This is a genomic window from Staphylococcus sp. FSL W8-1268, assembly GCF_038003965.1.
GTDB classification, from domain to species: Bacteria; Bacillota; Bacilli; order Staphylococcales; family Staphylococcaceae; genus Staphylococcus; species Staphylococcus hominis.
This window is the reverse complement of record NZ_JBBOQE010000001.1, coordinates 187,051-210,184: the sequence shown is the minus strand read 5'-3', so window position 1 is coordinate 210,184 and position 23,134 is coordinate 187,051. Positions and strand designations below refer to the sequence as shown.

The following is a 23,134-nucleotide window of genomic DNA, read 5'->3' as shown; positions in this document are numbered from 1 at the left end:
TAAGTGTGGCGAAGAACATTAAATATTCTATCGTCACACTTTTTTACTATCATATTAAAGGTATATATTTGGAATTATTCTAAAGTTTATGATACTTTACTTTTAATAAGTCAAACTTTCGAACTAGAAAAAATGAATAGGAGCATTTTCGGATTATGACTACTGCCAATCAAAAGCGTATGATTAAACATATAAACGCAACTGTATTTAAATTATTAAATGATTATCATTTTGACGAAATAACAATTCAAAAAATTTGTGATAACGCAGAAATTAATCGTAGTACATTTTATCGTTATTTCCAAGATAAATACGACCTTCTATTCTCTTTACCCGACTATATGGCAACTGAATTTCATCATGAAGATACTCGACCTTTTCTTTCTACAGAAGAATCTTTTCAACAATTCATCTATTTTATCGGAGAACATAAGAAAGTATTTAAACATTTACTGACCTCTTCTCGTCAAGCGGATGTCTTTCGTAATCTAACGCATGTAAGTCGTGAATTAATGTTAGATAGCGTAAAAAGTCAAAATGATCCACTTGCTTTAAAAATTAAACACAGTCATCATCCTGAAATTATTGCAGATTTTTATAGCAGTGGCATGATAGAGGTCTTAAGACGTTGGGTAGAAAATGATTACAATTATAGTGTAGATGAGATTTTTGCTACATTGCATGACATTTTAGATATATCTTTAAACTGTAAATAGTCTAATAATGCTTTGACTTCGCGTCCTACTTGAAAAGCGGATTATGTGTTTTGTCCTGTCATCACATGTCCATCTACTTCTACATAAGTTATCAATGGAAGACATCTAGCCAAGTAGGTTGCTTCACGTTGTTTAATTCATTTTTTAATGGAAAGGAATAGTGGGCATCTCTATTAACCATCGACCTAGAAAGTGTCTTAATTGGAAGATGTCCTATGAACTTTTAAATTCTAAGTTGTTGCACTTAATTTGACAACTCAACTTATAAAAAATGAGCATCCAAACTCATTTTGAATTTGAATGCTTTTGACACCCACAATGTCATCGTATTACATTTTTTCTACGTGGTAAAAGTAAAGCGACTATAAGGGCGATGATTCCAATGGCCGCAATTATTATAAATTGTAATGTAAAATTAGATAATGGTTGAATAAGAATCATCAATAATGGCGCAATGGCTGTTCCTAAAAACAGAATAAATGTATTAACGGATAAGAAGAAACCTTGATTACGATTAACAACCATGCCTACTTTTGAAATCGTCGATGGAATTGCAAACGCAATACCTCCTACAAATATTACACTCCATATCACCAATAAAATAACGTTTGTAGTGAAGCCCATTAAAATAAGAGAAACGATACTAACAATTAATGCTCCTACAATCACTTGTTTAACTCCTATTCGCTCACTCATACGACCTGCTAATAATGAAAGTAACATCCCAATAATACCAAAGAGTTTAGCATTAATTGCTGTTGCTTCCGAGCCACCCACAATATCAGAAGTAATATAATGATTAAAAATTGTATACATACTAATGAACATGGTAAGTAAGGATAAAGAAATAAGATAACATAATATGACTATTTTATTATCTTTAAAATCTTTAAAGTTTTTGAAGAAACCTACTAGTTTGAGTTGAGGATTTTTCACTGGACTTTCTGGAACGAATTTATAAATGAGTATTGCTATAAGAATGTAGAGTAATGTCAATATGAAATAAACCATATGCCAATTAGAATAACGCACTACAATTTCACTCAAGTTTTGGCCAATGACACCAGATAACATAAAACTTGTACTAATAAAACTAATCGCAGTCACACGTTTTACTGGTGAATACATTTCAGTGACATAAGTAATAGATACAGGTGAAAAAGCTGCCGCGCATATACCTTGAATTGCACGAAGAATAATAAGTAGTGTGAACGAATGAATGAAGCCTATAAGTAAACATATGATGACGAGTCCAATAAGTCCAAATAAAATCGTACGAATACGTCCAAATTTTTCAGAAATTGTACCATAAAATAGACAACTTAGTGAATACGTAATTGAAAAGATCACACCATTTAGAGAGGCAACAGCATTTGAAATGCCAAAATCTTTTGCGAATACCGAGGTAAGGGGTAAAGCAGTATATAAACTTGCCATAACAATAATACCCGAAATAAAGAAAATTGTAGTCATTCGATTATAATTCATCGATGTTTCCATAATATAACTCCTTTCATAGAATTTTTCACAACAATATTATTATGACACGTTCAATATAGTTTCTAAAGTGTACTGATTAACACTTTCTTATAAAAAGATAATTATCTAACGCTTTTTATTGACTTTACGTACCAATCAGCATATAATTTCTAGTATAAAAATTATACTTATTTTATAATAAAATAATTTAACTAAAAAAGGAGTACTTATTAATGATTTTACGTTATGCTGCAAATTTAAAACTTGCAAAAGAATTATATGATTCATCAAAACCAAAATTACAAGGTAGCCAAGAAATGATTGATACATTTAAAAATGTATTTGGTTTACCAGAAAAATCAGTTAAATTAGCAGGTACAGTAGAAGCTACTGCTGCTGCATTATTTACTGCAAGTTTCTTAAACAAAAATATTTCTCGTTTAGGTTCTATTGCAACATTTGGTGTATTAGGCGTTGCAGTTTACAAACACTTTGAAGCTGGTCACGGTAAAGAAGGCGCACAACACGCTTTAGATTTACTTGGCTTAGCTGCTTTAAGTTTTGCTGATACATTCGGTAAAAACTAATTCAATAACTATATAAATAAAAACGTTCAGCGTGAATGCATTACACATTTATGCTGAACGTTTTTATTTAACTTTTTTTAACGTGACTTTTATACTTAGTTTAACTAAAAAATATAATATAAAGGAGCGTTTAGATAATGATATTACGTTATGCTACCAATTTAAAACTCGCTAAAGATTTGTATGCCGCTTCAAAACGTAAACTTACCGGTAACCCTTATACTAAACAACTATTTACACAAGATTTTAAATTATCGGAACGTGCAATGAAATTAGCAGGTGTGATTGAGTTCATTGCATCGGGTTTGTTTGCCATAAGTGTCTTGCATAAAAATATCTCTCGCTTAGGATCACTTGTCACGTTTAGTGTATTAAGTGTTGCAGTATACAAACGCCTGGAAGCAGGTCATGGTAAGGTTGGCGCACAACATGCTTTAGATTTATTAGGTTTAGCTGCACTCAGTCTTATCGATACATTTTCTAAGAAATAATAAAGCGCACATGGGACAACGAATACGATATGAATGCTGTCCCATTCCTTTTAGTTGTATTTATTTAATATACTTTTAGAGATGTGACATAATGATATATCTTCAGGATGTTTATCTAATCTATCTTGATGTTCGTCTGCACTTTTAACATAATTTTCTAAAGGACGTACTTCCACAACGATTTTATCTCTATCTGAACGTTGTTGAATGAATTGTTGTGCTTCTTTAAGATGGTTCTCATTTTCACTATAAACACCTGTACGATATTTAGGTCCTTTATCTACGCCTTGCTTATTCAGACTGTATGGGTCTATGATTTCAAATAAATAATGCATTAAATCATGAATTGAAGTGATGTCAGGATTAAAAACTGTTTTAACGCATTCTACATAGCCATCATATTCATCATCAAGTCGCTGCGTCGTTCCATTCGCACGTCCTGCTTCAGTAGCTATAACGCCTGGCAATGTTTTAATAAATGCTTGTACACCCCACAAACACCCTCCAGCTAGATATACTGTTTCCAATGTATCACCCCTATTTTTATAATTCTTTTACTAAATTATACCAAGCTACATTTGCATGATTAGAATCTGATAATCCTTTATTAATATATCCATGCGATTCATAAAAACTTACTAAAGTATCACGACAAGTGAGAGTGACTCCGAAACGTACATGTTGCCTTGCTATATTCTCAAAATCATTTAACAGTTGTCCTGCAATGCCTTGATGTTGAAAATCTTTCGCTACAACTAAACCGAGTACACTTAAATAACCACCCATATTGGGGTTAGGTCTAATCGATGCAAATAAATCATCTGTAATACACTTATTCGAAATAGCTGGACCATTAATATAGCCAACGATTTGATTGTTTTCTTCTGCAACAATAAACGTATCTGGAATGATTTCAATACGCTGTTTTAAAGCTTGAGTTGTTGCTGCTTCTTCTTTAGTAAACCCTTCATTTTCTAATTGAATTAAACTTTCTAAATCATCTGCCACTACATTTCGAAAAATCATGTTCTACACCCTTTCAATATCATCATATAGTTTTATTTAATAGCGATTTATCCTATCAACTTTTAAGTGTATGACAAAACTGTCATATAGATGATAGGGAATATTAAGGTTGTTTTTTTATGAATATGTTAGTTTATAAATGTACATAGGTATGATTATTTTTGAAAAATAAAATCATTATCTTTATGTATGTAGAATGATCATTACTAAGAACTAACTGCCTTTGACTATACATCACTTTAAATAGGTATTCGGTACAACACTTATAGCAACTTCATTCATTTTTTCACATCCTAGCAGAATATTGATTAACAATATCATTATCATATACCTCATCAGCTTATTGCTTCAAAGAACAATACTAATTAATCATGACCAAAACAAATGACTCATTACACCTAGAAATGATTACAACATAAATCAGAGTATTAACTATAACATGAATCACATTCCCGTCATCCGTTAGAATCAACACACATGTTTTTATAATGTTTCAGCCCCACAGTGAAATCTATCTGAAGACAAGTATCGGTTTCAATAGTCTTGCATAGGAAAATGGATGAAGTAAAGACACCTTAGAAAATAATGACAACGATTTTAATAGTTATGTTGAAAAACAGAACTTAATGAAACAGCGAACAACGACGATTCAACTCCATGATACTAAATTAAATGCTATTCAAACAACACGTTATTCTGACAACACGATTTATGTATCGAATCACACATCCATGAACCACCGCATTATTTAAAAACAGAACCTACACTTAGTTATCATCATTCACAACCCTTAAATAACGTTACATATTCTTTAGTAACGCCCCTTACTAAAGAATATGACACTAATACTTCAAAATATAATGATTTTAGCATATTCACTCTTATACTAGCCTTAGAAGTATTAGCTTTAGACGCGTTATTCCTAAAAAATATTAACTGTATTTTTCTAAGTATCTGTTACTAATACTGTAACAACATTTCTTTCATGCATTATAAAAGAGCTATTGTCCAGTTTTCTAAGTTCTGGCAATAGCTCTATTTGTTTATAAAAATGTTCAAATTATATTTTCTATTACACAATACGTTTACGAATAGCTCCCGAGATAAAGTCAACAATGGCTACCATAATCACTAAGCCGATTAAGATAATCCCTACTCGATCCCATGAACGTGTTTGAAGTGCAAAGATTAGTGGTGTACCAATACCCCCAGCACCGATTAAACCTAAAATAGATGCTGAACGTAAGTTTAATTCAAAACGATATAAAATAAGGGATAAGAATGAAGGTAAAATTTGAGGAATCACCGCAAATACAAGTGTTTTAGTTTTATTCGCACCACTTGCTTTTAAAGCCTCGGCTGAAGAGAAGTCTAAACTTTCAATATCCTCTATAAATAATTTACCTAACATCCCTACTGAATGAATACCTAATGCAAGTACCCCTGAAAATGAACCAGGACCTACTGCTTTTATAAAAATTAACGCCATAACAATTTCAGGGAATACACGAATGACACTAAGAATGAATTTAGTAATCCCTGTGACTGGTCGAACTTTTACTAAGTTACGGGCACCTAAAAATACGAATGGTATGCAAATCACTGCTGCAATAAATGTACCAATAACAGCAATGGCAAACGTTTCAAGTAAACCACGAAGTAAGTCTTCTCCAGCTGGAATATAAACGTAACCCCAATCAGGATGGAATAATCCATTAAAAATAGATTTAAGAATTTCAATTGATTTAGATTTTAATTCTAAAGCAGGCATACCTGCAAATCCCCAAACAATGATAGCTAAAACAACAATGGCAATCAGCCAATGTTTAATCATTCTTTGTTTGTGTTCCTTTGATCTCACTGGATATTTCTTTTCTAACTGATGCTGTTCTCGTGTCATGCGAGTTTTTCCCTCACTTTCGAGCTGACATAGTCAATAATGACAACAATGACTAAAGTGAACAGAATAATCATCGCTGTTTTTGGATATTGGAATAATCCTAAAGTTGAATCGTAGAATAAACCGATACCACCAGCACCTACTAATCCAAGAACTGCTGAGGCACGAATATTAATCTCAAATGCAAATAATACATAAGATAAAAATGTAGACATTGTTTGTGGAACTACTCCAAACATAATCCATTTTGTTTTATTTGCACCTACTGCCGTCATCGCTTCCATTGGACCTGGATCAATTGTTTCAAGCGATTCATAGAACAATTTCGCAATAACACAAATGGTTAAAATAAATAATGCCAATACCCCTGGAATTTGTCCGATACCAAAAACTGCAACAAAGACAGCAGCTAATAATAAATCAGGAATGGTACGTACAATATTTAAAATAAAACGTGATGGAACTGTAATCCATTTTGTTTTTACAATATTACTTGCACAGAGCAATGCAACTGGAATTGATGCGATGGATCCTAAGAATGTTCCTACAATCGCCATGCGAATTGTGTCTAACATAGGTTTTGTAATGGTACTTAAGTAACTCCAATCTGGTGGAACCATTTGCCCAAAGAAAGAACCGATTTGTGGAATACCTACCATTAAGTCACTAAAGTTAAAGCCCGTATATAAAAAACTCCACACTACGAGCGCAATCACTAAAAATAGGGTTAAACTAGTTTTGAAAGAGAATTTTTTATTTAAATATTGATCATATTTACCTGTAGTAGGTGTTGCCATATTACTCCACCCCTAGCTTCTCATCGTCATTAAGTTTACGACCATAAATTTCATTAAATACATCTTCATTCGCTTCACTTGCTGGACCATCATAAACCAGTTCTCCTGCACGTAAACCAATAATACGTGTTCCATATTCTAAAGCTAAATCAACAAAATGTAGGTTAATTAAAATGGTAATACCTAATTCTTCATTGATTTTTTTCAAGTCATCCATAACTTGTTTAGTAGTGAGGGGGTCTAAAGATGCAACAGGCTCATCTGCTAAAATAATCGCTGGCTCTTGTGCTAAGGCGCGTGCAATTGAAATACGTTGCTGTTGACCTCCAGACAGTTCATCTGAACGTTGGTCATATTTATCCAAAATATTCACACGTTCTAACGCATCCATTGCTTTAATTTTGTCTTCTTTTGGAAATAATCCTAATACCATTTTCCAAGTTGGATGATAACCGACACGACCACTTAATACATTTCTCAACACAGTAGATCGTTTGACTAAATTAAAATGTTGGAAAATCATTCCTATATTACGACGCATCATTAATAATTCTTTACCTTTAGCTTTAGTAATCGATTTACCTTCAATTGTAATATCTCCCGAAGTAATATCATGTAGACGATTGACAGATCTTAATAAAGTAGATTTCCCCGCACCTGATAAACCTACGATAACAGCAAAGTCACCTTTTTCAATGTTTAAATTGATATCTTTTAACCCCACATGACCATTAGGATAAATCTTGCTCACATTTTTAAACTCTATCTGACTCATGTATGTTTACACCCTTCTTTTTAATACAGAGAAAGAGGTCGGGACAAGATCATAAGAAATGATATATGCATTTCTTATATGACTCAATTGCCCTAGCCTCTTCTCTTTATCACTTATTTAGTTCTGTCTATGTGAAAATTATTTCATATTTTGAACTTCTTTTTCGTATTTTCTTACGATATCGAAGTCTGAGTCTTTAGCATCTGTATAGCCTTCGTGAGAGTATACTTCACTAATAATTTTATGTCCTTCTTTTGTTTTAGAGATGTCTTTAAATGCTTTTTTAAGTTTATCTTGGAAGTCTTTGTTCATATCAGGACGAACTGAAATCGTATCGTTAGGAATTGGTTTTGTTAGTTTAAGGATTTTAGTATCTTTAAATACGTTGGGTTGATCTTTTTTAACAATGTTACGTGCATCTTGGAATACAGCTGCAGCGTCAACATCGCCATTTAATAATGAAATCACAGCTTGGTCATGACCTTTCATGTTTACGATTTTCATATCTTTAGTAGCGTCAATACCAGTATCTTTTTTAATTGTTGAAATTGGGAATGTGTAACCTGCTGTTGAAGTTACATCTTGTAATGCGATTTTTTTACCTTTTAAATCTTTTAAGCTATTAATACCTGAATTCTTTTTAACTAAGATTTCTGATTTATAATCTTTTACAAGTTTTTTGTTACTAGAACCATCTTCATTCACACCATAACGTTGTGCTTGTAATAATAAATCAGCTGCTTTTTGATCATGTGCTAAAGTGTATGCAGTTGGTGGTAAGAAACCAACATCTACTTTTTTAGATTTCATTGCTTCAACAATTGTATTGTAATTTGTTGATACAGACACTTTTACTGGGATACCTAATTTCTTAGATAATAATTTTTCAAGCGGTTTTGCTTTTGCTTCAAGTGTATCTGCATTTTGTGATGGTACGAATTGTACAGTTAATTCTTTAGGTGTATAGCCATCTTTACTTGAACCTGATCCACCATCCGAATTACTACTTTTATTATTGTCTAACGAGCTATTATTTCCACATGCTGCTGCAAAAATAATAACTGATAGCGCTAATACTAAAAGGTACTTCAATTGCTTCATAACCTATTGCCCCCGTTCGCTATGTATACATTCATGTAATTTGTCAACGCATTTCATTTGACAATATTAAGAGTAGCACAATATTAACCAAAATAACATTTATTATGTGTGAATTTTTTATAGAATTGTTTTACACTGTTAAAGAATTGTAAAATTTATTTAAACATTCTCTAAATAATCTATTATCAACTTATTTTTTTATTATACTTTTTCTATAAATCATTTAAAAATATATTTGGGAGATAAAAATATGAAATGGATAAAAGTATTAAGTAGTACTATTTTAGCTTCAGCAATTACATTATCTGCAACGCCAATCAGTCACGCTGCACCAAATCAAACTACCACTCAAACTGTCGCTTTTGACGCTTCACACGGCCAAACGGCAGGAGCTGCTGATTGGGTCATTGACGGTGGCTTTTCTGATTATGCTGATTCAATGCGTCAACAAGGATATACTGTGAAACAAATCGATGGAGAATCTAATATTACACCTAATACACTACGTGGTATCAATATTCTCGTTCTTCCAGAAGCCAATATTCCTTTTAAAAAGAGAGAACAACAAGCTATGCTTAATTTTGTTGAAAAAGGTGGCAATATCATCTTTATCGCTGATCATTATAATGCAGACAGAAACTTAAATCGTTTCGATTCTTCAGAAGTGATGAATGGTTATCGTCGTGGTGCATATCAAGATATCACCAAAGATTTAACAAATGAGGAAAAACATTCTAAAGCTATGCGAAATGTTAAAAGTTCAGATTGGCTTTCTGAACACTTCGGTGTACGTTTCCGTTACAACGCTTTAGGTGATTTAAACACTCAAAATATTGTGTCATCTAGTGACAGCTTTGGTATTACTGAAGGTGTACATTCTGTATCAATGCATGCTGGTTCAACTCTTGCCATTACAGATCCTACAAAAGCAAAAGGTATTATTTTCTTACCAGACCATTTATCTCAAAAACAACGTTGGTCTCATGCAGTCGATCAAGGTATTTACAATGGCGGTGGTATAGCAGAGGGCCCTTATGTTGCTATCTCAAAAGTAGGCAAAGGAAAAGCAGCCTTCATTGGAGATTCATCATTAGTCGAAGATAGTACACCTAAATATGTACGTGAAGATAATGGAAGAACTAAGAAAACGTATGATGGGTTTAAAGAACAAGATAATAGTAAATTACTTGAAAATATTACAACTTGGTTTGGAAAACAAGATCATACACCGAATTTAAAAGAAACAGGTATTAAGTTAGATCAACCTACGCCACTTCTTAATTTCGAACAACCACAACATTCAACTGAACCTGAAAAAGAACCATGGTCACAACCTCCAACTGGTTATAAATGGTATGACCGTTCAACATTTAAACTAGGTAGTTATGGCAGTACATCATCACAACTAAATAGTAAACATAGAAATCATGGTAGCCATAATGATAATAACAAAGCGAATAGTACAGAAGACAATACGACTGAAAACAATCATTCACAAGAGGATACGAATACATCACAGTCTTCCCAAGATACAACTACTTCTAATTCAATGATTTCTAGCAATAATGTTCAATTCCATTTACCAGATAATGTATCAGTAAATCAACCATTTAATATTCAAGTTGAATTAACAAACATGGCTAAAAATACAACTATTGATCATTTAAAATTAGGTGTTTATCAAGATGGTGGTAGACAGCTTGCACGTTTTTCTCAAGATGGGCAAACTTATGGTACGGTAGGCTATAGTCAAGAACAAAGTGTAACCACTGACGACCAAGGTAACGCAACATTAACTTTTACAGCTAAAACATCTGAATCTATTTCAGGTGCGAATATCCGTTTAAAACAAGGTAGTAAAACGCTTGCTACAGGTTCAATTCAATAATTTATAATAGTAATACAACACGTAAGAGATAATAAAGGTATGTGGCGTTCAATAAACTACTTCCCTTTTTATCTCTTTATTTATGAAAGGAAATGACTTATGACACAACTCTCTTTTTATATCGTAAGTGATATACATGGCTATATTTTTCCCACTGATTTTTCAAAAAGAAATCAAAATCTTCCTATGGGATTATTAAAAGTAAATCAACTGATCGAACAAGAACGTCAACACGATGACTATAGTTTTAAAATTGATAATGGTGATTTTTTACAAGGTTCTCCTTTATGCCATTACCTAGCAACTGAAGAACAATCAAGTCAACCTCTTACTGATATTTATAATCGTCTTAATTTTGACTTTGGTACATTAGGTAATCATGAATTTAATTATGGATTACCTTATTTACAAAATACTTTAAACCATCTTCATCACCCTATCTTGTGTGCAAATATTTTTGATCACAATAACGCACCTTTGACTGGTCAAGGCGTAAATTATTTTAAACGTGGCGATATAACTATTGGCGTCATTGGATTAACAACACAATTCATTCCAAATTGGGAACAACCTGCCCATATTAAAGGATTAACGTTCAACAGTGCAGTTGAAACATTAAAATGTATTTTACCAGACGTTCGTAAAAAATCAGATGTTGTCGTTGTGTCTTATCATGGCGGTTTTGAAAGAAGTCTTGATACTGATATACCTACTGAAGAATTAATTGGAGAAAATGAAGGATCTGATATACTAGAACGTTTCCATAAAGATATTGACGTGCTTATAACAGGACACCAACATCGTGATATTGCAATGATAAAAAATGACACCGCCATTATCCAACCAGGTACACGAGGTACAGAATTTGGTAAGGTGACATTAACTTTAGATCATGAACATCGAATTACAGATAAACAGAGCACTCTTGTATCTGTACCTTCTCATCTTTCATTAACATTATCTAACAACGATCATTCACTTTTAAATGAACTTGAAGATTGGCTTGATACGGACATTACAACATTATCAGAACCAATGCTAGTCACTCATCAGTTCGAAGCTCGAACACACCCTCATTCACTTATTAATCTGATAAATTATATTTTGTTAGAAAAAAGTGGTGCAGATATAGCAAGCACTGCGCTATTTGATTCAGCTAAAGGCTTTAATCAACAAGTCACAATGCGAGATATCATTAATAACTATCCTTTTCCTAACACATTCCAAGTTTTAGAACTTAATGGCAAAGGAATTAAAGCCGCTTTAGAAAAATCAGCAAGTTATTTTAGTGTAAATGACAATAATGAAATCACAGTCAGTGACACATTTTTATCTCCAAAACCTCAACATTTTAATTATGATATGTATGGAGGAATCTCTTATACCATTCATGCTGGTGCACCTGTAGGACAACGTGTTTCAGATATTAAAGTCGGCGCTTCACCTTTAGAAGACACAAAAACGTATACCATATGTGTGAACAACTATCGTGCAGTTGGAGGCGGAGATTATAAAATGTTTGCAGAAGCGCCAGTCGTTAAAGATATTCAAGAGGAAGGCGCACAAGTATTAATTGATTATATGACGCAACACGATTTATCTCATATTCCTCAAGTTGTCAATTTTAAGGTAATTATTTAACATTCATTTTACATTTTGTAAAAAAGCGTTCTAAATTGAATTCACTCAATTTAGAACGCTTTTGATTAATGATCAAATGTAACATACTTTTTTTCATAAAAATGATTAATTGTATTAATTATAATTCCTAAGATAATGATCCCGCCTGATACAAATGTAATCGTAAGATATGGGAATCCCATTGATAATAGTATTGATCCCACAATGGCACCTAAAAAGTTTGCAATATTAAAGACTGAAGCTGCAAGTGTACTTGCAAGTAACGGTGCCTCATGTGCACTTAAAATCACTTTACTATTTAATAGAGGCGTTGTACCGAAAGTGCCGAAACCAAATAAGAAACAAATAATAATTGCTAAAATCGCACTATGCACTGCTGTTACAAATAAAACAATCGTTATAAACAATAACACAAAGGTATAGAACAAGTACTGTGTAAGTTTATGTTCTGGTACATTACCTGTAAGCAAGTTACCAACCACACCGCCAAGGCCAAACATAAATAAACATACAGTTAAACCAACAATTCCAAATGGTGCATATTTATGAATCATTGGTTCCATAAACGTATAAGTTGTGAATACGCCTGAATAACCAAAGACAATAATTGCCATTACAATTAAGATATGTGGATTTTTAAATACTTTTAATTCTTTTTTCACACTAGCTTCTGTACTCAATGCAACATGAGGTACAAACTTCATCATTCCTAACATAGTAATGACAGCTAACAAAATCATGACGCCAAAGACAAAGCGCCAATTCGCAAATCCACCTAAAAATGAACCGAATGGCACGCCAATCATCACTGCAATTGTTAATCCGGCTTGAACGAGAGCAATCGCTTGTGGTTTTTTACCACGAGGCGCAACAGCTGCCGCCACACTCATACATACGCCAAAGAAAGGCGCGTGCATAGAGGCTGACAATAATCGAGATAACAGTAATATTGGAAAATTCGATGCTAACATCCCTATTATATTACTTATAATAAAAATGGCCATCAATACTGGGAGTAAACGTTGTGCGCGCACTTTTAAAGTAAATACACGCATTAATGGACCGATTAATGCAACACTAATTGCATACACACTAATTAATAACCCTGCACTCGAAATAGGCACTTTCATATCGCTTGCAATTTGAGTTAATAAACCAGTAACAACATATTCTGCCATTCCAACTGTAAATGTACCTAACATAAATATGAAGAACATCATTCTGTTATCTTTCATTATTGTTTCCTCCTTTTTCTCTCTAAAAATCATATGAAAGATATACTACACAAAATTACATTCTCTGTGAAGAGATTTTTTTAAATTTTTTATTTCTTAAAAATATAGTAATGACAAGTTTTCATATTTTTTCATTATGTTAAAAGTAAGACAATTTCAAAAGGCTTAACTAAAGTTTTATATAATCTAATTTCTATTAATATATGTATTTATATTCAATGTATTGAATATTGTATTTTATAAAACATTTTTCCTCGGTTGACGATGAATTAACATTAATGCCACAACAACGCATAAACCTCCTAAAATTAAATGAAGCGTGAAGGGCTCTCTTAATCCTATAATTGAAAATAGTGTCGAAAATAGTGGTACTAAAAATAAGAAACTACTCGCCGTAGTTGCCCCTCGTTGGCTTAAGCTATAAAACCATAATCCAAATGAACCTACAGAAGCTGGAATAATAAGCCAAAAGAACCATATCCATCCCCAATGATTAAGCGAACTAAGTGTATAATGTTCTTTTAAAACGAGACTCATTATCAGCATAAACATACCACCGAATAATAGTTGCCATCCTGTTAAAACCCAGGGCCCTTTATCAAACACTACCTTTTTTGTCACTATTGTATTGATTGACCAACATAATGAACCAGCTAGTGCAAAAAGCGTCCCCCATCCAAATAATGTTTCATCTAATCCGAGACATAATCCTACTCCAAACACACCAAGTATAAGTGAAGTAATTTTAATTTTTGTTAACCTTTCATCTAAAATAAAATGTGCTAAAAAGGCCAGCCATAGCGGGTTCGTAAATAATAGAATAGATGATATAGAAGAAGACACGCCAAATGCCATTGCAAAATTTAATAATCCCATCGTCCCTGCTGTTTGTAAAAATCCAATAACGAACACTAATATAAATCCTTTATAACTATTCCCTTTACTTGTGGGTAGAATGCCCCTTTCCCCATTTCTCATAAATGTAAGGATTAACATCATACATCCTGCGATAACAAATCGCCATCCACCAAGAAGCATAGGTGGAACATGTTCATTTGAAATTAAATATTTGCCAGTTGGAAAAGATGATCCCATAAAAATAGTCGTAAAAAGAATGGACATATAAAATGTTATTGAAGTATTTAAATATTTTTTCACTGCTGTCGTCTCCCTATTTTTAATTAAAGATAATTGAGATATATTTTGTCTTTAAATACAATTATATAGGAACTACTTTATTTTTTAAATATAATATAAAAATATTATATAATAGGTTTGATAGGAGGCTTATATATGAAATTATCTACCGGTTGGGAACAAGCAATATATGTCTTATTAATTTTAAACCAACTCCCTCGTCAGTCAGTAATGACATCTACCGCTTTAAGCAAGCGACTTAAAGTTTCTGATTCTTACTTAAAAAAAATAGTAAAAGCATTAGTAAAAGAAAATTTGGTATATTCAACAACTGGTAAAAATGGAGGATTTACACTTAGAAAAAAACTCAAAGATATTACTTTTTACGATGTCTTTTTAGCTATTGAAGGTCGTGGCAATATCTTCTCAAGTCAACATTTACTTACCAACTTTTTAGGAGAAAAAGAAGGACACAAAGCACAACAATGTAACATCAGTATAGCTTTAAATCATATTGAACATACATTGATTTCTACACTTTCTAATATAAATTTAGACGATATATATCAAGATATTATCAAGCTTTATAATCTTGAAGACATTACACAGTGGATAAGATTAAATAGTAAGACGCTTTAGACATCCGGATGTCTAACATCAGACAATCGTTAGTCTTACCCATAATTTACTTTAGATACTTTTTGACAAATATATTTGTCAAAATGACTATGATAATATACACTGATTGTGAGGAGATGATGATGATTGCGAAATCGATTGAAAGAATTACGAGCAAGAGAAGGTTATAATCAAACGCAACTTGCTAAAAAAGCAGGCATCTCACGTCAAACTGTATCTCTCATTGAAAGAAATGACTTTACACCTTCTATTTTAACTGCTATAAAAATAGCTCGTATTTTTAATGAACCTGTTGAATCTATCTTTATAATTGAGGAGGAAGATTTATGAAAATAGGTCGTTTTATAATCACTTTGTTAATTGGCGGACTGATTGGAGGATGTATAGCTTTATTCATTGACTACAACCATAGCTTTCACTTCTTTGGAAATTATCATTATGCTACACATTCAAATGTCATTTTAATCTCATTAATCTGTGTGGCGCTTATCCTAGTCTTAAGTATGTATTTAATTATGATTCAAAAAAAAGCCGTTCATTACAAACGTTTATCCGAAACACATATTGATGAAGATGAAGCAGATTCATATGATAAGAAAGCTAATTTAGCATATATGCAAAATTCATTTATTTATTATCTAGAATTAACAATTAGCTTTATTGCTCTTTTTATCATTGTCTTAGGAAATGGAAATTCTAGTGCTAGTAGTTGGGCCTTACTCCCTTTTATGACAACGATTATTTCCTCGGTAATTACAGGATTGTTTTATCGTAAATTTGATTCTCGCTACCCCAAATTAGGGGAAAAAAATTATTCTGAGAAATTAATTAATATTTTAGATGAAGGAGAACGACATATTTACTTTAACTCCTTGTTCAAAACATTCTATATTAACCTATCTTTAATTATGGTTGGTGCAATATTTTTAGGTTTTTATTCGTTAGAAACTGGTCATTCCCAAACGTTAGGAATCTTTATTTTAATCATTTTGTTTATTTATAATGGATTTAGTCATTTATTAAAAACATATAAATTTTATCATTCATAGTTTTCACTTCTATAAAGAAAGGATCATTAGATGACACATTTACTTCAAGTACAGCAACTTAATAAATCGTATAAGAATTCAAATTTCGAATTAAATGATATTTCATTCACTTTAAATCCAGGAGAGGTCATTGGCTTAATTGGTAAAAATGGGTCAGGTAAATCCACACTTATTAACACATTAGTGGGTAATCGATTTAAAGATTCAGGAGAGATTTCTTTTTTTAATCAAATTATTTCCGAAAAAGATAAAAATTATAAAGAGCACGTAGGTGTAGTTTTTGATGATTTACGTGTACCGAATAAATTGACAATAACAGAGATCGATAAAGTATTTTTAAATATTTTTAAACATTGGAATAGTGATCAATTTTTCAATCTTATTCAAACATTTGAACTACCTAAAAATAATCAAATTTCTACTTTTTCTAGAGGGATGCGCATGAAAGCAGCATTAGCCATCGCCCTTTCGCATGATACTAAATTATTAATCTTAGATGAAGCAACAGCTGGTATGGATGTTTCAGGACGAGAAGAAGTGTTAGAAATTCTCGAAGATTATGTATCAAAAGGACATGGTATTTTACTTTCATCTCATATTTCTGAGGATATGGAACAACTTGCTACAAAACTTATTTTTATGCGCGATGGTCATATTCTTTTACAAGAAGACAAACATATATTACTAACTGATTATGGCATTATCGAAACAGATGAAACATCCCCTTTAGACTTACCTCAAGAGGTAATCATTGCTTCACGAATACGTCATGGTCAACGTCAAACGTTAGTCAAGCAACGTCAACACTTTGAACAAGCACGCCCGCTTCAAAATATTGATGATGCTACAAAATTAATTATGCGAGGTGACAAATAATGAAAGGACTTATACTTAGTAGTTTTTATGCTTCTAAAAAACCGCTCATAACCTATTTAATTATTGGTATCGTATTAAGTATTGTGTTTGCGTTTTTTAGTCCAATGATGTGTTGTTTCATGCTAATGGTCATGTTATTATCTCCCGTATCAGATAACTTAAAACGTGAAAAAGATTCTAAATGGATGTACTATGTATCTACCCTTCCTACACATAGACATACTTATGTAAAAGCATACTTTGCTTTTTATGGTTTACTCATTTTACTTGGTTTAATGATTGGCGCCATCATTTGTCTTATCGTGACTCAAGATATTATGGTTACATTATTTTCAGCATTTATAGGTATTGGGATGGCTTGTACGTATGCATTAATGTTTCCACTCACATTTAAATTTGGTCCTGAGAATTCAAATGTCATTATGCTTACTACAGCAGTTGTTGCTGTTGCGTTATTTTTATCCATGTGGTTCTTTGCAGTTATGCCAATACTCATAAAAGCAGGTTCAATGAGTAAAATCGCTTCAAACCCCCTCGTTTTAGTAGCAACTGGTAGTTATGCATTGCTTGGTGTTATTATTTTTGTCATTTCTTATTTTTCATCACTATCTATTTTTAAGAAACAAGAACTATAATCATCAACGTGTGTTCATTGAAGAACACACGTTTGCTCTATTTTATATTTTGGATACATATTGATTAAGGAGGAGAAACTATGGATATTAAAGCAATTGAAGATTATTTAAATATTGAGTCTCAACGTTATCCTCAACCTACTTTAGATGCACTTAACTATTATATGGAACGCTTTATGCTAACCGTTCCTTTTGAAAATATTAGTGTTCAAAATAAAGAAAAGATTTCAGTTGATTTAGATTATTTATTTAATAAATTTATATATCAACATCGTGGTGGGTTTTGCTATGAAATGAATCACTTCTTCGGTAGCTACTTAGAAGCTAAAGGTTTTAAAGTGTTTCGAATGTCAGCAACCGTTCATCAGCCTAATGGCAACTACAGCCCTAAAGGCTCTCATTTATCACTAGTTGTGCTTATTAATAATGGTTACTATATTGCTGATGTGGGATTTGGCGATTTACCATTACAAGCACTCCCAATAACTTCAATTGAAGCGACACAAATTGTGTTTGAAAAGACAGGTCAATTTCGTGCCATTTTTGAAACCCCTACGACGTATCTTCTTCAAAAACTGGAAGAAACAACGTGGGTAACACGTTACAAAGCAGAGTTTATTTCTCATGATATTCATGATTTTGATGAAATGATTAACTACAATACCTCACATCCTGAATCTATATTTGTAAAGCAACTCATGATTACAAAACCACAAAATTTTGGTCGAGCTACGATGTCTTATCATCACCTTACCCTTACTAAAAGATATAAAAAAGAGCAATTCGCTGTCACACATGAAAATTATAAAGATTTTTTAAAAACCTATTTTAATCTTGACGTTACTATTCTTCCTTTAGAAAAGTGAATACATTTACTACTGTCGCGTAATAATAGCAATGAGGTAAAAACCATGTCCGATATCGAAATTATTGAGCAACACAAAATAACTTAAAAAATATTTATCTTTGATGAACCTACAACAAAACTTCATGAAGACGATTTACCTATTCTCGTTGACTACTTTAATCATTTGATTGATGAAGGGAATACTGTCATTTTAATCGAACATAATTTAACAATGATGACAGAAGCAGATGGGTTTATTGACATTGGACCATTTGCTGGTAAACATGGAGGACAATTATTGTATGCTGGAGAACCTAAAGGACTCCTAGATATTAACAACTCTGTTACAGCAAAACATTTAAGACGATATATTGAATAATAATGATTTAACCCCCGCATGCTCTCAAACACGCGGGGGTTAACATTTACCTACACACTATTATAATAATTTATGTTGCGTCAAGAGTTCTTCTACAAACGTACCTTTTATTTTTTTCAAGAACGTGTGTAATGCAACTTGTTGTATTTTATTTTGCTCGGCTAATGTTTTCAAGTCTTTACGATCATTAAGTTCATACATCGCATCTAATAAGACACGAATATCAAATTCTGTCGCCATGACTTCTGGAACACCTCTATCTATGTCCAGTAATTGATAAACTGCTTCCATCGCTGTTCTTACAGAATATTCTGTAGTAAACACTGTATCTCTTTCTGTCTCTGCGAAGTTACCAATGAAGGCTAAGTTACGAGAGTGCTGAGGGACAACAAGTGGTCGATCGCCAATCGCTCTTGGCATGAAATATGAACAAATATAAGGCATATATACAGGAATCGTATTACAATGTTGTGTTGCGAGGCATTCTATTTGATCAATAGGTAATCCCATATGATATAACCATTCTTGACATATTTCATGACCACTACATTCAACAATCGGTTTATGGATATAATCGCCCTTCTCATCTGAATATAAAGCGTATACCCATACACTCACTTCATCTTTAGGTTGTTGTTTGAATTGTTGTTGACGATTCACAGTAAAACTCATTTGCCATTTAGAATCGTTCACTGTGATAATCCCACCTGTAACTGTTTTTCCAGCTAATGGATCCCGTTTACATAAACGTTCGATAGCTTCAATGACCGTCTTGTTATTTGTCGTTACCGTTGCTGAGACGAACCAACTTTTATCTGGTAAATCTTTATAAAACTTTTCAGGGTTACCAAACTCAGGGCTTTGTTTGGCTAAGTTACGCCATAAGTTCCAACTTCCGCCAATATCTTTTGTAGGAGGTGCGGGTGTGTCATTATCACCATATGTTGAACTTTCTGTGATACTACCATTAGTAATAAATACGAGATTATCGGGTGTGAGCTGAATCGTTTCTTTATTACCATTTCGTTTTAGTTCAATTGTTTTAGCAACTTTGTCTTTGGTAGTAACATCTACTTTAACGTCAAGCACTTGGACATTATATTCAAATTGCACACCATGGGACGTTAAGTATGCAACCATAGGGCGTACGAGTGATTCGTATTGATTATATTTAGTAAATTTTAAAGCACTAAAATCAGCTAATCCTCCAATGTGATGCACAAATCTCATTAAATAACGACGCATTTCCATCGCAGAATGCCAAGGTTCAAATGCGAACATCGTTTTCCAATAAATCCAAAAGTTCGAATTCATGAAATCCTCTGACAAGACATCTGAAATTGTTACATCATTTAAATCTTCTTCTTTCATCAAACATAATTGAAGTATGTCTTTCATTGCTTGTTTCGTTAAAGTAAAGTCTCCGTCTGTAGGCAAGCGTTGACCCCTTTCTTCAATAACACGACATCGTGAGTAGTTTGGATCTTCTTTATTTAACCAATAAAACTCATCTAAAACTGAAGCATCTTCAATTTCAAGTGATGGGATGGAGCGAAATAAATCCCATAAACACTCGAAATGGTTCTCCATTTCTCTGCCACCACGCATGACATAGCCTTTCATTGGAAGTTCAGTTCCATCCAAACTTCCACCAGATTTAGGTAATTCTTCTAAAATGTGGATGTTTGACCCATCCATTTGCCCATCTCTAATCAAGAAACATGCAGCAGCTAAAGAAGCCAATCCAGAGCCGATTAAATAAGCAGACTTTTGTTCTACATGTTCAGGTTTCTTCGGACGTGCAAATGCTTCATAATTTCCATTACTATAGTACATATGATTCACTTCCCAATTTATATTTTTTAGTTATCTATGAAAAGTAGTAAACTATAAGTAAATGCTTTAGAAATTAATCTACCCTTCGCTTATATTATAGTTATTTTATAAAATATTATTGTGAGTCAGTTAAGTGAAAATGTAACTTAAGTGACATTTTTGATAAAATGTCCTAAATGAGAGGTGAACAACATGAATAATCAAGATTTACGTGTACAACGAACAAAAAAAGCACTCATTACTACATTCTCAGATTTGCTTGAAACAAAATCTTTTGACAATATCACGATTCAAGATTTATGCGAAAAAGCAAATGTACGTCGTTCTACATTTTACCGTCATTTCAATGATAAGTATGATTTACTTAATCATATTGTTGGTACATTAATTGAATATTTTCGAACGTTACATTTGCCTGAAATTGATCCAAAAGATCCGAGACAATTTTTCAATAAATTTATGAAAGATATTTTACTTTTCATTAGTGATAACAAAGCAATGGTAAAAAGTGTCATTTCTATCAATATTTATAGTGAAGTTTATCAAATTTTATATAATCAAATTTATGCAGTGGTTAAACGACAAATTGAATTTGATAAACAAATTGGACAATTTTACATAGATGAGTTCATTTATGGAGAATTTCTAGCTGGAGGCATTTTAAGCGTTATTCTAAACTGGATTCAGTATGGTCAACAATCCATTGATGACGTGTCTTCAGATATCGTTACCATGATTTGTGGAGCGAGAGAAGTTCATTTAAAGTTATTAAAATAAAACGAGAGCGGGAAACAAATATCGTAATGATTTATTAAATTGTTTGATATTCATCTCACATTTAATAGTACGGTAAAGTGTATCCCGCTTTTATTTAGAACCATTTCCATACTTTTTTAGCATTTACTCGTGGATACGTCGTTTCTGGTAAAAAATCACGTTTATAGTGCACATAGGCTTTTCCATCTTTATTGATTCGTATATCCCATTTTTTATTATCTTTAGGAACGGTATCATATAAATTTTTATCTACTTTATATGTCTTACCGCCAATCTTATGTTCTCCTTTAGATAATACTTTTTTGTATTCATATTCTTTGCGATAATGTTTAAAAATCGCATTCCCTATTCGATTACGATTGTATTTAGCATTATTATCCATATACGGTGCCACATTCATAACCACTTCATTGAGTCGAAGGTGATTCTGTTGGTTAGTTAAAGCAATATTATATCCTTTATCACTCGTACCCGTTTTCAATCCATCTGTACCTTTTAAGTAAAGGGGCTCATGTTTAATTGATAAATTAGTATTGTTAAAAGTATAACCTTTTTGAGTATCTTGACTAAGTTGCGTTATGTTTAAAATTTTCGGATGTTTGGCGATTAAGTGATGAGATAATATCGCAATATCTTCTGACGTACTTTTAGGATAAATATCTTTTCTATATTTCTTTGGTGCTTGTTGTCCAAGTAAATCATTAGCAGCACCTGCTGGATTCACAAAATGTGTATGTTTCATATGAAAAGCCTTAGCTTGTGCATTCATTTTGTCTGTGAACGTTGACGTATTGCCGCTCACTTGTTCTCCTAAAATCATTGCGGCTGAATTGCTTGAAGGTAAGGCTGCCTGTGTTAATAAATCTTTAATAGTATATATTTGACCTTGATTTAAAGGGACAGATGTTAAATTTGGCTTTTTAGATAATTGATCATACGCGCTCGTGATTTTAACTTTATCGTCTAACTTAAGTTTTCCTTGATGAACTGCTTCTAATGTTAAATAGAGGGTCATCATTTTAGACAAAGAAGCAGGATCCGCTTCTTTATTTCCTTGGAAATTATATAATATTTGGCCTTGTTGTGTCGTAAGCGTTACACCATCAGGTTCATAATTTGAACTTACTGCGACATTACCTTCTTTATTTGTAATATCAACGGGTGTTTCTGCTGCATGAGAGATTGAAGTTCCTAATAATGTAAATAAACTAAGTATTCCAATACTTTGTGTTACTTTCAAAAACATTATATTACCTACTTTTTATTTTTATAATATTGTATAATATATTTTATAACAACTTTATAGGCGAATTACAACTAAGT

At 32.4% G+C, this 23,134-nt stretch carries 23 protein-coding genes and 1 pseudogene; 13 read left to right on the top strand and 11 right to left on the bottom strand.

Annotation, left to right across the window (positions count from 1 at the left end; genetic code table 11):
* The first annotated feature begins 155 nt into the window (after nt 1-155).
* The gene (locus NST64_RS01050) at nt 156-716 is read left to right on the top strand and encodes a TetR/AcrR family transcriptional regulator (protein ID WP_107632363.1); all 561 of its coding nucleotides are present in this window, start codon (nt 156-158) and stop codon (nt 714-716) included.
* Between the two features lie 321 nt (nt 717-1,037).
* Here NST64_RS01050 and NST64_RS01045 read toward each other — a convergent pair whose 3' ends face one another.
* Nucleotides 1,038-2,216, bottom strand: coding sequence for an MFS transporter (locus tag NST64_RS01045; RefSeq protein ID WP_049418040.1), 1,179 nt, complete (start codon nt 2,214-2,216; stop codon nt 1,038-1,040).
* Nucleotides 2,217-2,428: 212 nt separating this feature from the next.
* Between NST64_RS01045 and NST64_RS01040 the strand changes: the two genes are divergently transcribed.
* Both NST64_RS01040 and NST64_RS01035 read left to right on the top strand, forming a co-directional pair.
* Entirely contained in the window at nt 2,429-2,782 is a 354-nt protein-coding gene (locus NST64_RS01040; RefSeq protein WP_107632447.1) for a DoxX family protein, read from the top strand.
* A gap of 137 nt (nt 2,783-2,919) precedes the next feature.
* Nucleotides 2,920-3,273, top strand: coding sequence for a hypothetical protein (locus NST64_RS01035; RefSeq protein ID WP_049418044.1), 354 nt, complete (start codon nt 2,920-2,922; stop codon nt 3,271-3,273).
* 50 nt (nt 3,274-3,323) lie between these two features.
* Here NST64_RS01035 and NST64_RS01030 read toward each other — a convergent pair whose 3' ends face one another.
* The 6 genes from NST64_RS01030 to NST64_RS01005 all read right to left on the bottom strand — a co-directional run bounded on the left by NST64_RS01030 (nt 3,324) and on the right by NST64_RS01005 (nt 8,872).
* Nucleotides 3,324-3,800 (bottom strand): peptide-methionine (S)-S-oxide reductase, encoded by a 477-nt coding sequence (locus NST64_RS01030; RefSeq protein WP_002449282.1) that lies wholly within the window; start codon nt 3,798-3,800, stop codon nt 3,324-3,326.
* Nucleotides 3,801-3,816: 16 nt separating this feature from the next.
* Nucleotides 3,817-4,299 (bottom strand): GNAT family N-acetyltransferase, encoded by a 483-nt coding sequence (locus NST64_RS01025; protein WP_049418046.1) that lies wholly within the window; start codon nt 4,297-4,299, stop codon nt 3,817-3,819.
* A 1,072-nt stretch (nt 4,300-5,371) separates the two neighbouring features.
* A complete protein-coding gene (phnE, locus tag NST64_RS01020; protein ID WP_049418048.1) occupies nt 5,372-6,199 on the bottom strand; it encodes a phosphonate ABC transporter, permease protein PhnE in 828 nt (275 codons plus the stop codon).
* The gene (gene phnE, locus NST64_RS01015) at nt 6,196-6,996 is read right to left on the bottom strand and encodes a phosphonate ABC transporter, permease protein PhnE (RefSeq protein ID WP_049418050.1); all 801 of its coding nucleotides are present in this window, start codon (nt 6,994-6,996) and stop codon (nt 6,196-6,198) included. Before phnE (NST64_RS01015) ends, phnE (NST64_RS01020) begins: the two co-directional genes overlap by 4 nt.
* A 1-nt stretch (nt 6,997) precedes the next feature.
* Nucleotides 6,998-7,771: a phosphonate ABC transporter ATP-binding protein gene (phnC, locus tag NST64_RS01010; protein ID WP_002454720.1), complete on the bottom strand. Its 774-nt coding sequence runs from the start codon at nt 7,769-7,771 to the stop codon at nt 6,998-7,000.
* Nucleotides 7,772-7,909: 138 nt separating this feature from the next.
* Entirely contained in the window at nt 7,910-8,872 is a 963-nt protein-coding gene (locus NST64_RS01005; RefSeq protein ID WP_002454719.1) for a phosphate/phosphite/phosphonate ABC transporter substrate-binding protein, read from the bottom strand.
* A 250-nt stretch (nt 8,873-9,122) separates the two neighbouring features.
* On the opposite strand from NST64_RS01005, the gene NST64_RS01000 reads away from it, so the two are divergent.
* Nucleotides 9,123-10,760, top strand: a complete 1,638-nt coding sequence (locus NST64_RS01000; RefSeq protein WP_049418053.1) for a DNA-binding protein — start codon at nt 9,123-9,125, stop codon at nt 10,758-10,760.
* 99 nt (nt 10,761-10,859) lie between these two features.
* Nucleotides 10,860-12,401: a bifunctional metallophosphatase/5'-nucleotidase gene (locus tag NST64_RS00995; RefSeq protein WP_107632448.1), complete on the top strand. Its 1,542-nt coding sequence runs from the start codon at nt 10,860-10,862 to the stop codon at nt 12,399-12,401.
* Between the two features lie 65 nt (nt 12,402-12,466).
* Here NST64_RS00995 and NST64_RS00990 read toward each other — a convergent pair whose 3' ends face one another.
* Together NST64_RS00990 and NST64_RS00985 are read right to left on the bottom strand one after the other, a co-directional pair.
* Nucleotides 12,467-13,636, bottom strand: coding sequence for an MFS transporter (locus NST64_RS00990; RefSeq protein WP_049418058.1), 1,170 nt, complete (start codon nt 13,634-13,636; stop codon nt 12,467-12,469).
* Nucleotides 13,637-13,873: 237 nt separating this feature from the next.
* On the bottom strand, nt 13,874-14,794 hold the full coding sequence (locus NST64_RS00985) for a DMT family transporter (RefSeq protein ID WP_049418060.1): 921 nt from the start codon (nt 14,792-14,794) through the stop codon (nt 13,874-13,876).
* 135 nt (nt 14,795-14,929) lie between these two features.
* On the opposite strand from NST64_RS00985, the gene NST64_RS00980 reads away from it, so the two are divergent.
* The 7 genes and pseudogenes from NST64_RS00980 to NST64_RS00950 form a co-directional block, all read left to right on the top strand.
* Nucleotides 14,930-15,412 carry an RrF2 family transcriptional regulator gene (locus NST64_RS00980; RefSeq protein WP_002449396.1) on the top strand — a complete coding sequence of 161 codons (483 nt, stop codon included), beginning with the start codon at nt 14,930-14,932 and terminating at the stop codon, nt 15,410-15,412.
* Between the two features lie 126 nt (nt 15,413-15,538).
* A complete protein-coding gene (locus tag NST64_RS00975) occupies nt 15,539-15,742 on the top strand; it encodes a helix-turn-helix transcriptional regulator (RefSeq protein ID WP_002449521.1) in 204 nt (67 codons plus the stop codon).
* On the top strand, nt 15,739-16,461 hold the full coding sequence (locus NST64_RS00970; protein ID WP_049418062.1) for a DUF3169 family protein: 723 nt from the start codon (nt 15,739-15,741) through the stop codon (nt 16,459-16,461). The genes NST64_RS00975 and NST64_RS00970 overlap by 4 nt, the downstream gene beginning before the upstream one ends.
* Nucleotides 16,462-16,491: 30 nt before the next feature.
* Complete coding sequence (locus NST64_RS00965; RefSeq protein WP_049418064.1) at nt 16,492-17,337, top strand: ABC transporter ATP-binding protein; 846 nt, start codon at nt 16,492-16,494, stop codon at nt 17,335-17,337.
* Nucleotides 17,337-17,972, top strand: coding sequence for an ABC-2 transporter permease (locus NST64_RS00960; RefSeq protein WP_049418066.1), 636 nt, complete (start codon nt 17,337-17,339; stop codon nt 17,970-17,972). The genes NST64_RS00965 and NST64_RS00960 overlap by 1 nt, the downstream gene beginning before the upstream one ends.
* An 80-nt stretch (nt 17,973-18,052) precedes the next feature.
* Nucleotides 18,053-18,838 carry an arylamine N-acetyltransferase gene (locus NST64_RS00955; protein WP_049418068.1) on the top strand — a complete coding sequence of 262 codons (786 nt, stop codon included), beginning with the start codon at nt 18,053-18,055 and terminating at the stop codon, nt 18,836-18,838.
* Nucleotides 18,839-18,928: 90 nt separating this feature from the next.
* Nucleotides 18,929-19,198: pseudogene (locus NST64_RS00950) on the top strand (ATP-binding cassette domain-containing protein); the annotation flags it as partial.
* Between the two features lie 60 nt (nt 19,199-19,258).
* On the opposite strand, the gene NST64_RS00945 reads toward NST64_RS00950, so the two are convergent.
* Nucleotides 19,259-21,034, bottom strand: coding sequence for an oleate hydratase (locus NST64_RS00945; protein ID WP_049418071.1), 1,776 nt, complete (start codon nt 21,032-21,034; stop codon nt 19,259-19,261).
* Nucleotides 21,035-21,226: 192 nt separating this feature from the next.
* Here NST64_RS00945 and NST64_RS00940 point away from each other — a divergent pair, with 192 nt between their 5' ends.
* Nucleotides 21,227-21,811, top strand: coding sequence for a TetR/AcrR family transcriptional regulator (locus tag NST64_RS00940; RefSeq protein ID WP_002449257.1), 585 nt, complete (start codon nt 21,227-21,229; stop codon nt 21,809-21,811).
* Between the two features lie 94 nt (nt 21,812-21,905).
* On the opposite strand, the gene pbp4 is transcribed toward NST64_RS00940, so the two are convergent.
* A complete protein-coding gene (gene pbp4 / locus NST64_RS00935; protein WP_048683240.1) occupies nt 21,906-23,057 on the bottom strand; it encodes a penicillin-binding protein PBP4 in 1,152 nt (383 codons plus the stop codon).
* Nucleotides 23,058-23,134 lie beyond the last annotated feature (77 nt).